Origin of the sequence: Saccharopolyspora shandongensis, assembly GCF_900106995.1 — a bacterium.
GTDB classification, from domain to species: domain Bacteria; phylum Actinomycetota; class Actinomycetes; order Mycobacteriales; family Pseudonocardiaceae; genus Saccharopolyspora; species Saccharopolyspora shandongensis.
On record NZ_FNOK01000021.1, the window covers coordinates 30,434 to 42,224 of the forward strand.

Here is an 11,791-nt window from a genome sequence, read left to right on the forward strand (position 1 = left end):
GCCGTTGGCTCCGTCAGCGGCAGCGGGCGACGTCGGTTGCGATCGCGACGATGTCGTCGCGGTAGCGCTGCGGTGAGAACACCTCCTGGGCGTGCTCGCGAGCCTGCGCTGCGGTGTCGAGAGTTCTTCGCCAATCAGCAAGCGCATCGCTGATCGCTTCGGCGAGCGCGCCGGGGTCGTCGGCGGGCACGACGCGACCGTAGCGCCCCTGCGCGACGGTCTCGGGCAAGCCCTGCACATCGGTCACGATCACCGGGGTGCCGGCCAGCTGCGCCTCCACAGCGGTGTTGCCGAAAGGCTCGAACCGCGACGGGACCAGCGCGATGTCGGCGTCCCGGTAGGCATCCCACACGTCCGCGCGGAAACCGCGGATGGCGACCACCCCGGCCAGGCCGTGACGCCGTACGAAGTCCTCCAGCTGCCGCTCGTACCACTCGTAGCCGGTGAACGCGGACCCCAGCAATTCGAGGACGACGTCGTGGCCATCGGCGCGCAAGCGGGCGATCGAGCGCACCGCGACGTCGGTGCCCTTGCGCGGGGAAAGTCGACCGACCAGCACGATCCGGACCGGATCGGGTCGCTCACCGCGACGGACGGCGGCATGCACCGGACCGGCAACACCGTTGTAGACCAAGCGGATCCGGCGACGCAGCCAGGGCAGCGGTCGCGTGATCACGCGAGCGGTGGCCTCGCTGTTCACGACGACCGAGGCAGCGCACAGCAGGGGAGCGGCGAGCGCGGTCCTGATCAGGCGTGGTGCGCTGTCTTCAGCCTCGTGCACGTGGGCGATCACCGATCGCCGGGTCGAGCGGGCGAGCAGGAGCCACAACGGCACGGTCACGGTGTTGACGTACACGACGTCGGGGCGGGTCCTCCGCAGCAAGCGCAAAGTCGGTGCCACCGCTCGCAGGCCTTCCAGCAGCAGCCGCAGGAACCCGGCGGGGCGCAACGCCGCCTTCCGCAGCACCGGGGTCGGGCACAGGACCACGTCCGCGCCCTGGTCGCGCAGGCGGTCGGCGAGCGGCCCGCGCTCCGGCAGCGCGACCACCACCCGCCAGCCCGCCTCGGTCAACGCGATGACCGATTCCAGGAATATGCGGTCGGATCCGTACAGCTCGGCACCGGGATGGACCATCAGCGCGGTTCGTCGGACCAACGTCGCTCCACCTCTTCGATCGGGATGTGGGATGGCAGCATCGGGGGCGAGTTCCGCGTACTCGCCATGCTCGTCCACGCGGCCAGCAGGAATAGCCAGACGCATGCGACGTTGGCCGGAGCACCGAGCCCTTCGGTGAACATCGAGTTGGCGAGCAAGCCCGACAACACCGCGAGGACCAGGATGCGATCCAGCCGTGGTTCGGGCCGGAGGTTCCGCAGCGCGACCGCGGCGGTGACGATGCAGCCGAGCAGCACGAGCCACACCACCGCGCCGAGCAGTCCGGCGTCGACGAGCACGTTCACCAACCCGTTGTGCCCGCCGCCCAACCCGATCTCGTCGAGGAACAAGCCCTGCGAGGCGGTGAGACCGTGGCCGTAGAGCGGGCGTTGGAGGAACGCTTCCAACGCGTAAGCCCACAGATCCGTCCGCGAATTCAAAGACGCGAGCCGTTCGGCGGACTCGCCGCGGACGAAGAAAGCTTCGATCAGCGGCCCCGCGGCGAGCCACGCGGTGATCAGGACCAGCGCCAGCGCCACCGCGATCTCCAGCCGCCGGCGGCCGCGCCACCGCAATCCCGCGATCGCCAGGCAACCCACGATCGCCCCGAACGCGGCCCCCCGCGTGTTGCTCCCGATCAACCCGGCGGCGCAGATCGCCAGCAGCACGAGGTAGGCGGGCAGCGGCCAGTGCGGGCCAGGCCGGGCCAACCGGTGGCCGAAGGCGTACGCCACCAGGATCACCACCGCGAGCGCGAGGAACTGGCCCGCGTCCACCGGATGCAGGTACAGCCAAGTGAACCTGTCGGGCTGCGTCGGAAGCCGGGGGAACGGCACTACCACGCCGAAGACGACCGAGGCGCTGACCAGGACTGCGAAGGCGTGGGCGATGCGGTGCAACGCGTCTCGGGCGCAATGGCGGGCGATCGAACGGCTCAGCGCCAGCACGACCACGACCTGGCAGGCCCGCACGATGGCCAGTTCGCGGTACGGCGAGTACAACGCGGAAAGCACCAGGACCGCCGCGTAGGCATAGGCCGAACAGGTGATCCAGTCGGCGCGCCGCAGCTGGGACGTGGGGCGGAAGCGCAGGAACAGGAAACCCGCCACGGCCGCGTAAGCGGCGATTTCGGCCAGCACGAACAGGTCCGGCGAGCCGGACACCGACTGGTCGTCGGCGCGAACGCGGAACTTGTATTCGCTGGCCACGATCAGTGCGAGCACGCACCCGACGGGCCAGCGCTCGGCGTCGTAGGTCCGGCGACGCGCGACGCCATAGCGGCGTCGAAGGGCATTCCAGCTCACGGCCGGTCCTCGGATCAGGTGGGTTCGGGCGTGAATGCGCCGAAGGCGGGTTGCGGAATCGGTGTAACGACTTCCCGCCATCGACATATTACAAGCTGGACACCCAATAGAGTGAGCCGCGCGAGAACAGCTGTGCGGCTCCTGGGCTGCCCGTCGTGACCCGGTGGCTGCCCCCCCGACGAAACGGTAGAGCGAAAGATGCGGATTTCGATGATCGGAACCCGCGGCGTGCCCGCGCGTTACGGCGGCTTCGAGACGTGCGTCGAGGAGGTGGGGAGACGACTCGCCCGGCGCGGACACGAGGTCACGGTGTACTGCCGCAATCTCGGCGGGCGCGGCCACCGCCCCGAGCACCACCTCGGCATGCGCCTCGTGCATCTTCCCGCGCTGCGCCGCAAGACACTGGAAACGCTGAGCCACACGGCCCTTTCGGCGTTGCACGCAGTGGTGCGGCCGCCGGAGGTCGCGGTGGTGTTCAACGCCGCCAACGCGCCACTGCTGCCCCTGCTGAGGTTCCGCGGGATTCCCACGATCACCCACGTCGACGGCCTGGAGTGGAAGCGGGCCAAGTGGGGACCAGCGGGTTCGGCCTACTACCGTCGCGCCGAAGCGCTCGCCGTCCGGTGGTCCGACGCGCTGATCGCCGACGCCCGGGGAATCCAGGACTACTACCGCGACCGCTTCAACACCGAGACCGACTACATCCCTTACGGGGCACCGGTTCTCACCGAGGTCGGGACCGACGGCATCACCGAACTCGGGCTGAGCCCCCGCCGCTACCACCTGGTCGTGGCCAGGTTCGAGCCGGAGAACCACGTGCACGTGGCGGTCGAGGGCTACCTCCGCAGCAACGCCCGCCACCCGCTGGTCGTGGTGGGATCGGCGCCCTACGCCGACGAGTACACCGCGAGAATCGCGCGAGCGGTGAAGGGCGATCCCCGCGTGCGGCTGCTCGGCGCGGTGTGGGACCAGCGACTGCTGGACCAGCTCTACGGCAACGCCTTGACCTACATCCACGGTCATTCCGTCGGCGGCACCAACCCCTCGCTGCTGCGCGCGATGGGCGCAGCAGCCCCGACTTCCGCCTTCGACGTGCGTTTCAACCGCGAAGTCCTCGGCTCGTTCGGCCGCTACTTCCGCGATCCTGGCGATCTCGCGGCGTTGTGCGACGCGGCGGAAGCCGACCCAGCGGGCACCTTGCTGCGCGGACAAGAGCAGGTGGCCTCGCTCGACCGCTACACGTGGGACGGGGTAGCGCAGAAGTACGAAGAACTGGCCGCCCGAGTCCTGCTCGTGGACAGGCGCACACCCACGCCGCGCGGGCTGCCCGGCGCGCGGGCTGCCGTCGCAGCGGCCGTGTCCATGCCGGAAACCAAGGAGGTCCGATGAATCGCGCGCGGAAGCTGTCGTGCGTCGCCGCAGTGGCCGTCGCCGCGTTGTCGGCGGCAGTGGTGCCGGGGCCGGCAGCGATCGCCGCGGAGTTGCCGCAGCCGGTCACCGCCGGGGCGCTGCCGACACCGCAGACCGACGGTGTGGTCTTCGCGGTAGCCATCGCGGGCAACACCGCCATCGCCGGTGGGAGGTTCAGCAAGGCGCGCCCGGCCGGCGTGGCGCCGGGGGGACCAGGCGAGGTCACCCGCAACAACCTGCTGGCCTTCGACGTGACCACCGGCGAACTCCTGCCGTGGGCACCGGTGGTCAGCGGCACCGCGTTCGCCGGCGCGGACCCGGGGCCGTTCTGCAAGCCCGCCGACGCAGGGCGTTGGATCTGCGACACCGTGTTCCGGATCGAGGTCTCCCCGGACGGCAAGAAGGTCTACGTCGGCGGCGACTTCGACAAGGTCGACGGCCAGTGGCGCTCGCGCGTGGCGGCCTTCGACGCCGCGACCGGCGCGCTGGACCCGAACTTCAAGCCCCGCGTGGCCGGCCGGGTCCGCGGCCTGTCGATCACCGCCGACACCGTCTACCTCGGCGGCGGCTTCAACGCCGTCGACGGCGTGCCGCGCACCCGGCTCGCCGCGGTGTCCACCGGCAGTGGCGCGCTGCTGCCCTGGGCTCCTACCGCGGACCGGGAGGTCTTCGCGGTCCTGGCCGCCCCGGCCCAGGGGCGCACGGTGATCGGGGGAGCCTTCGACAACGTCAACGGCACCTACCGGCACGGACTCACCGCGGTCGACGCGGCCAGCGGCGCCCTCGCGCCGTGGGAATGGGTCACGCCCTCGCTCGATGACACGATCACGGACCTGGCCACCGACGGCACGGGGACGGTCTACCTCGGCTCCTACAACTGGCGCGGTGGCAATCCCCGGCTCGAGGGCAGAGGCGCCATCGACATCGCCACCGGCAAGCCGCGCTGGTTGGACGGCTGCTACGGCGACACCCAAAGCGTCGCGGTAGCAGGGGGCGTGCTCTACAGCGCCTCGCACACCCACAACTGCGCGGCCATCAACGCCGTCCCCGAGAACGGGCCGATCGACTACCACCGGCTGCTCGCCGAAACGACGACCGCCACCGCAACGGCCCAGCGCAACGTCAACCACGTGCGCTTCGGCGATCCGATTCCGGAGTTGCTGCCGTGGCTGCCGAACACCAACGGCGGCCCCGCCAGCAGCCCGTGGTTGAACGGACCGTGGGCGGTGGACGCCGACGGTCGCTACGTGGTGGTCGGCGGTGAGTTCACGATGGTCAACGGCAGCGCACAGCAGTCGCTGACCCGGTTCGCCGCCCGGGGCGTGCCCGGCGCCGTCAACAACGGGCCGCAGGTGCCCTTCCCGGCCCCGGAGCTCAACCGGCACCTGTTCGCCGGAATCTCCATCAGGTGGACGGGAACTTGGGACGCGCAGAACCGGGAGATCCGCTACGAGGTGATGCGCGCCGGCACCGCGAACCCGATCTACACCACCACCAGCAGCGCTTGGCCGTGGTCGGTGACGACGATGAGCTTCACCGACGACCAAGCGCCCCAGGGCAGGGTCGAATACTGGATCAGGGCGGTCGACGCCGACGGCGCGGTGCTGAGCACCCCGCACAGCAGCATCGGCTGATCCGAGAAGACGCGGGGACGTCGGAGCAGGCGTCCCCGCGCTCACCCGCGGGGGCCGGTGAGCACGCCGATGTCGGGGTGGTCCAGCGGTGGGATGCCGAGGATCTGGGCGACATCCGGCGGCAGGGCCTGACCGGCGCGGACACCTGGCGTGGAGGGGCGAAGCGAGTAATCGCCCCGGTCCGGATCGCGGAACGGGGCTGGCGGCGGTGCTACCGCCAGGCTGTGCAGGTCGAGTCCCGTCCGTTCCCGCAACCGCGGCAGCGAGTGGATCGTGACTACCTCACCCGAACCGAGCGACCAAGTGCCCAGTGGGGCCGCGCCCGCTGCCCGCAGGAAGGCGTTGCCGTCGCTGGTGGAGATGAACGGTGACGCTGGTTTCGGGTGCGGTTTGTAGTCGGCGGACTCGATGAACGGCTCGGTGTCGTGCTGCCTGATCAGGAGGTTGTTCACCAGCTCGGTGTTGGACGTGATCCAGGCCAGGCCCAGTTCCGCGCTGTAGGGGTCCGAACTCGCAGACCGCTTGTCGTTGTACAGCCCGATCTCGATCCGGTTGTCGACGAGCGTGTTGTGCACGAGCCGGACGTGGTCGGAACTGGAGACCTTGATGCCGCGCCCGCCGTTGGAAACCACGACGTTCGACGCGATCAGCGCTCTCGCTGAAACCTCGTAGTACAGGCCGTTCACGGCATTGCCCCGCGCGATGTTGCGGACCACTACGGCATCGGTGCACCCCAGGTCGCACCACCACCCGGTGCCGATGTTGTCCGCGAACGTGTTATCGGACACCCACGCCCGCTTCGTGCGCGTCACCTTCGCACCCGCCGCTCCGATGGCCTCGCCGGTCAAGGCGAAGCGCTCGTTGTTGTTGCGGGCGAAGGTGTTCGAGACCAGTCGGAGCCCGTCGGCCCGGTTGGCCATCAAGCCGACCAGACCGTTGTCGTGGAACTGGTTGCCGATCACGTTCGCACCGGGTTGGAAGACCGCGGCGCCGCTGGAGGCGGAGGCGGCGAAGGTGTTGTTCTCCAGCACCACCGACGGCGCGTTCACCACGACCATCGCGCCGCGCTGACCGTACTTCTGGTTCGAGCCGTAGTGCGCGATCCCGATTCCGCGAATCGAACTGCCCGCGGCCGCCGCGCCGTCGAACTGCAGCAGCCAGTCGAACTCGGTCGCCTCGACGAACCGACCGGCCGGGTCCTCGCCGATCACCAGCTCCTCGCGCGCGACGTCGACGTAGAACGTGCCGTCGGTGACCGAGCTCCGCTCGCCCACCTGCCGCAGTGGCCTGCCGTCGACGAAAACCATGTCCGGAAGCCCGGCCAGCGGATGCGCCGGGTCGATGATCTCGGGCAGGAAGCAGCTCCGGCACAGCGGCGCGTTCCAGCCCGCGTGCCGCCACACATCGCCGTCGCGGGACCACTGCGCGACCACCTGGCTGCCCTTGAGCCAGACGCGCTCGCGTGGATACGGCTGGATGGACAACTTCTTGCCGATGATGCCGACCGTCTCCCGGTAAGTCCCTTCTCGCAGGACGATCGTGGCGCCGGGCTGTGCGCGGCGCACTGCCTCGCCGAGACTGCGCAGCGGTCGCGCCTGGTCGCCCTGCGCGGAGTCCTTCCCGTTGGTGGCGACGAAGAGCGCGCCGGCGGGCACCGGGTAGTCCGTCGTGGTGATCGTCGCATCGACGGGATGCGCTGCGGTTGTGTCGTTGCCGGTCGCGGTGCAGGACGCCAGCAGCGCGGTCACGACGGCGATTGCGGGCACGAGCCGGTCGCGGCGACGCGGGCGGTTCATGTCGGTCCGGGCTCCAGTTCGCCGAGCACGCTGGGGGAGGGCAGCGAGATTCGTCGCCGCAGCAAGGTGCTGGACGTGTGGGTGGTGTAGCTGAAGTAGCGGATCCGCGCCCCGACGGCGGACAGCTTGCGCTCCAACGCGTCGGCGCGTGCCGTTCCGCGCCAATCGCTGCCCTTGAACAGCACGTCGAACCGGAGGCGTTCCCACATGCGGAACTTGTCCTCGTACTGGTCGGTGATGGCCTCGGCGACGCACCGGATGTTGCGCACGATCTCCAACCGCTCTTCGAAGGGGATGACCGGCTTGCGGCCCTTCACCTTCAGCAGGACGTCATCGGTCACCACACCCGCCACCAGGTGGTCGCATTCCTCGCTGGCCCGCTGCAGGATGTTGAGGTGTCCGATGTGGAACATGTCGAAGGCGCCGGGCGCGTACCCGATGGTGGGCATCGTCACTACACCTGTTCCGCAGCCGTGCGGTCGAGGCGCGCCATGTCGCCGAACCACTTCGGCAGCGCCGCGGCGAGGAAGGCGGTGTTGAGCAGGAAGAGCGCGCCGTAGACCGCGGAGAACGCCATCGGGGATCCCAGCAGCAGAAAAGCCAGGCACAACACCCCGTAGTCGGTCGGCAGGACCAGCAACGACCGCAGGACCGGAGGTCGTCCGCCGGCGGGGGCCGGTGCGCCGGAACCGGAGTGCCGGCCGCGGCGCAGCTGGTCGTTGAGGATCATCGCGAAGAACATGACGGTCTCGACGGCGGCATAACCGAGCGGGACCAGCAGGAAACCGCTTGGGAGGTCGAAGAACCGGAACGCGCAGACGAGCACGGCCAGGTGCAGGGTGGCGATCTTCGCACTGTCGATCACGTGGTCCAGCCACTCGCCCGCGATGCTGCTGGTGCCCCGCAACCGGGCGAGCTGCCCATCGGCCGAGTCCAGCGCGTACCCGACGACCAGCGCCAGGCCCACCGCGATGCCCAGCGGCCACGACGGTGCGGCGGTGGCAACGGCGGTGATGCCGGCGAAGGTGAACAGCGCGCTGACGGCGGTTACCTGGTTCGGGGTCGCCTTGAGCAGGAAGGCGGCCGCTGCGAGATAACCACCCGCCTTGCGGTTGACGAACCGCGAGTAGGCCGGTGCTCCCTTGGCCGACTTCTGCGCGGACGGCAATCGGCGCAACGCCGCCGCGAAGCCGGATTTCGGCATGTCGGTGGTGGTCATCGAAGCCTTTCGCTCCTGCACAACACGTGCGGAAATCACTGGTTGGGCCAACGGCGGTGCCGCCGAGCGGTGGAACTTGACAGGCGATCACCATCGTCTGAATACTGAAAAATATCGGTAGTTCTCCTCTGTGGTGGCCCGACCGGTCGATTTGCCTCATCGGGCGGTCGATTTGCCTCATCGGGCGAATTTCCCAGCGGTTTCCGCGCACTTCGCCCACGCGGTATTCGCCGCAGGGGCCCGGTGCGTTACCGGTGGGCCGGCCTGCCCAGAGGAATCCCCCATTTGGCACACAGAGCGGAATGACGGTCGATGGACGACGCCCACCCGGCACCGACGATCTTCGGTGCGCTGTGGCGGTATCGCTGGATCTCGTTGGGAATTGTGGCAGCAGCGGTGCTGATGAGCCTGTTGGTCCCGCTGGTGGCGGGCGACGGCCGCAGCGCCCACGCGCGCATCGTGCTCAAGGCACCCGATCAGTCCGGCGTGCTCGGGATCGAGATGGCCAGCGAGTCGAGCTTCCTCCGATACGTGAAGCAGCGGGCCTTGTTCGTCACCTCCGACGAAGTGCTCGACGACGCGCGTGCCCGGCTCGGCGGCGACGAGACCGTGCTGCAGCTGCGCGCCGCCATCACCGCGGACGCCTCCTCGAGCGGTGAGTCCATCGAGATCAACGTCGACGGGACGGGCTTCGAGCGTTCCGTGCTGATCGCCAACGCCGTCATCGCCGCCTACCAGGACCGGTCCAGGGCAGAGGTGGTCGCCACCACGGACAAGGCGTTGGAGACACTGAACGCGCAACGCGCGGCGATCGTGGCCGATGCGGGCGCGGTCTCGCCAGGCAGCCCCATCGGCTCGGCCGCCGGCTCGACGCTCAGCGATCTGGACAAGCAGATCACCCGGATCCGGGTGGTGGCGGCCCAGTTCGCCGACGGGGTGTCGTTCGTGGATGTCGCGTCGCCGGACGGCACGAGCCCTTGGCGCGGGGTCCTGCGCGATTTCGCCATCGGCACGGCCGTCGGCCTGATGCTCGCGGCCGCGCTGGCCTGGTTCCGCGCCGATCGAGATCACCGGGTGCGCGATGCCGACGACCTCACCCGCGTCGTCGACGAACCGGTGCTCGGCGAGATCGAGACGCTGCCCGCACAAGCCGTCCTGGCGCTGCGCAGGCCGGGCGTCCCGCCGTTGCGTTCCTACCAGCTGGTGGCCTCCGGTCTGCGGTCGACGGTGGGCAGGGGAGTCGTACTCGTCACGGGCCCGTCCGGCGGCGAGGGAGCGACGACGACCACGCTGCAGATCGCCGGCGCCGCCGCCCGGGACGGCCTGCAGGTGCTGGTGGTCGACGCCGCGTTCCGCTCCCGCGACTTGTCGCAGATCCTGGGGCTGGCCGACTGGCCGGGGCTGACCTCGATCGCCACCGGGACCGCGTCGCTGGCCCAGTCGGCGCACCCGGTGCACCTGGGCAACGGGGTCGGGTTCAGCGTGGTGCCCGCGGGGCACGGACAGCCCTACTCCCGGGAGCAGCTGCGTTCCGGACTGCTGCAGCAGGTGATCGCGGAGATGCGGTCGCGCTACGACCTGGTGCTGGTGGACCTGCCCCCGCTGATCTCCCAGCCGGAGACCACGTCGCTGATCAGCGCGTCGGACGGGGTGGTGGTGACGGTGCGGCGAGACGGCGATCTCGGTTCGCTGCGCAGGTTGCGCGAGCAGCTGCAGCTGTTCGGCGGAACGATCACCGGGTACGTGCTGACGTTCGCCGGGACGGCCCCGGCCGGGCGCGCTGCGGAATCTGCGGCCCCGCAACCATCCCGATGACCGCGACCGGCGCGCGTGCGCCGAAACGGGGCCTCGTCGCGAAGGCGGCCGCCCCGGTTTTGTCGCAGGGCATCACCGCGGGCACGAGCCTGGTGCTGCAGGTGCTGGCCGCCCGCACGCTGGGGCTCGCCGAGTTCGGATCCTTCGTGCTGCTGCAGGCGTTGCTGGTGACGGCGATCGCGTTGTACACGGGCTGGGTGGGTGACTCGCTAGCGGTCCTCGACCGCCACGAACCCCGCACCCGGGCCAGCATCGTCACCAGCGCCCTCGCGGGCTGGATGCTGTGCTTCGCCGCGGCAATCGGCACGGCGCTGCTGCTGCGCGACGGCGAACCAGCTACCGCGCTGGCCTTCGGGATGATGGTAGTGCTGCGACTGGCCGCGGAAACGGTGCGGCGGTTGCTCATGGCCAGATTGCAGTTCTGGCGCCTCGTGGGCAACGACATCGTGCACGTCACCGGGACGGTGCTCGCGATCGCACCAGCAGCGGTGGCCGGGGTCTCGCTGCCGGCGCTGTTCCTGTCGATGGCCGTCGGAGCGGCCGCAGCGGTGTGCGTGGGCGTTGTGCAGCTGCCCGCAGCGGAATTGCGGCGGCTGCGGGCCGGAACCGCCGGTCTGCCCGCGGTGATGTCGTTCGCCGCCTGGAGGTCCTTGCAGGCCGCGTTGCGTCCGGCCGCACTCCTCGGTTCACGCGCCCTGGTCGCGCTGCTGGTGTCCACGGCCGCGGTGGGAATGCTCGAAGCCGGTCGCCTCGTCGTCGCACCGCTGCAGGTCGTGATCAACGGCGCGGGCAGTTTCCTGCTGTCGAACTTCGTCGCCAAGACGAGGCAGGACGCCGTCGCCGCGCAGCGGCTCGTCCACCGCGCGACGTGGCTGCTGATCACCGGCACCGGAGTCGGCGGCGTCGCGCTGACGTTGCTCGCCAACCCCCTGGGCACCTTGCTGACCGGTCAAGCCGTGGACCCCCTGCTGGTGCTCGGGTGGGTCGCGTACTTGATGGTCTGGGCAGCGGGACTGCCCCACGTCACCGAGGTGGTCGCCCGGCGCATGTCGCGCCACATCTTCTTTGTCCGGCTTGCGGATTCGGCGCTGGGCATCGTGCTGGTCGCGGTCGTAACAGTCCTGTCGGGCTCGGTGATCGCCGTCCCGTGGCTCATGGCATGCGGAGGAATCTACTCGGCATGGCACGTGCGACGCCTGGCGATCCGCTCACGACGCGAAGCACGAACCGCCTGACCGAACTTCGGCGGTGGTGCTGGACCGCACGCCGACCGGTCCACCGCCGACGAGTCGGGCGTAGCCGTTGGCAAGTTGTTCCGCGGCGCGTTCGAGGCGTCGTAGTAAGAGGTGGAGGCCACGAACGCCTGCGTCTGTCCACCCGTACAAGTTCCGGTGGCAGCTGCCGCCGGAACCTGGTTGCGCTAAAAGGGCCCGTGTGCCGGTGGCGCGAGCCGCGCC

Annotated in this window: 9 protein-coding genes; 4 read left to right on the top strand and 5 right to left on the bottom strand. The window is 69.8% G+C overall.

The genetic code is table 11. The features are described 5' to 3' along the window. Positions 1 to 13: 13 nt before the first annotated feature. A complete protein-coding gene (locus BLW84_RS22340; protein ID WP_245761307.1) occupies positions 14 to 1,156 on the bottom strand; it encodes a glycosyltransferase in 1,143 nt (380 codons plus the stop codon). Further along, positions 1,135 to 2,460 carry an O-antigen ligase family protein gene (locus tag BLW84_RS22345; RefSeq protein ID WP_245761308.1) on the bottom strand — a complete coding sequence of 442 codons (1,326 nt, stop codon included), beginning with the start codon at positions 2,458 to 2,460 and terminating at the stop codon, positions 1,135 to 1,137. The genes BLW84_RS22340 and BLW84_RS22345 overlap by 22 nt, the downstream gene beginning before the upstream one ends. Before the next feature lie 210 nt (positions 2,461 to 2,670). Between BLW84_RS22345 and BLW84_RS22350 the strand changes: the two genes are divergently transcribed. Together BLW84_RS22350 and BLW84_RS22355 are read left to right on the top strand one after the other, a co-directional pair. Beyond that, positions 2,671 to 3,849, top strand: coding sequence for a DUF1972 domain-containing protein (locus BLW84_RS22350; protein WP_245761309.1), 1,179 nt, complete (start codon positions 2,671 to 2,673; stop codon positions 3,847 to 3,849). Further along, complete coding sequence (locus BLW84_RS22355) at positions 3,846 to 5,504, top strand: PQQ-binding-like beta-propeller repeat protein (protein ID WP_093268265.1); 1,659 nt, start codon at positions 3,846 to 3,848, stop codon at positions 5,502 to 5,504. Before BLW84_RS22350 ends, BLW84_RS22355 begins: the two co-directional genes overlap by 4 nt. A 41-nt stretch (positions 5,505 to 5,545) precedes the next feature. Here BLW84_RS22355 and BLW84_RS22360 read toward each other — a convergent pair whose 3' ends face one another. The 3 genes from BLW84_RS22360 to BLW84_RS22370 are packed head-to-tail and all read right to left on the bottom strand — an operon-like array spanning position 5,546 to position 8,519. Next, positions 5,546 to 7,300 carry a right-handed parallel beta-helix repeat-containing protein gene (locus BLW84_RS22360; RefSeq protein ID WP_093268268.1) on the bottom strand — a complete coding sequence of 585 codons (1,755 nt, stop codon included), beginning with the start codon at positions 7,298 to 7,300 and terminating at the stop codon, positions 5,546 to 5,548. Beyond that, positions 7,297 to 7,749: an FAD synthase family protein gene (locus tag BLW84_RS22365; protein WP_093268501.1), complete on the bottom strand. Its 453-nt coding sequence runs from the start codon at positions 7,747 to 7,749 to the stop codon at positions 7,297 to 7,299. The genes BLW84_RS22360 and BLW84_RS22365 overlap by 4 nt, the downstream gene beginning before the upstream one ends. Positions 7,750 to 7,754: 5 nt before the next feature. After that, positions 7,755 to 8,519 carry a CDP-alcohol phosphatidyltransferase family protein gene (locus BLW84_RS22370; RefSeq protein WP_093268270.1) on the bottom strand — a complete coding sequence of 255 codons (765 nt, stop codon included), beginning with the start codon at positions 8,517 to 8,519 and terminating at the stop codon, positions 7,755 to 7,757. A gap of 312 nt (positions 8,520 to 8,831) precedes the next feature. On the opposite strand from BLW84_RS22370, the gene BLW84_RS22375 reads away from it, so the two are divergent. Then, the gene (locus BLW84_RS22375; RefSeq protein ID WP_093268273.1) at positions 8,832 to 10,334 is read left to right on the top strand and encodes a polysaccharide biosynthesis tyrosine autokinase; all 1,503 of its coding nucleotides are present in this window, start codon (positions 8,832 to 8,834) and stop codon (positions 10,332 to 10,334) included. Continuing rightward, positions 10,331 to 11,569 (top strand): lipopolysaccharide biosynthesis protein, encoded by a 1,239-nt coding sequence (locus tag BLW84_RS22380; RefSeq protein WP_093268275.1) that lies wholly within the window; start codon positions 10,331 to 10,333, stop codon positions 11,567 to 11,569. Before BLW84_RS22375 ends, BLW84_RS22380 begins: the two co-directional genes overlap by 4 nt. Positions 11,570 to 11,791 lie beyond the last annotated feature (222 nt).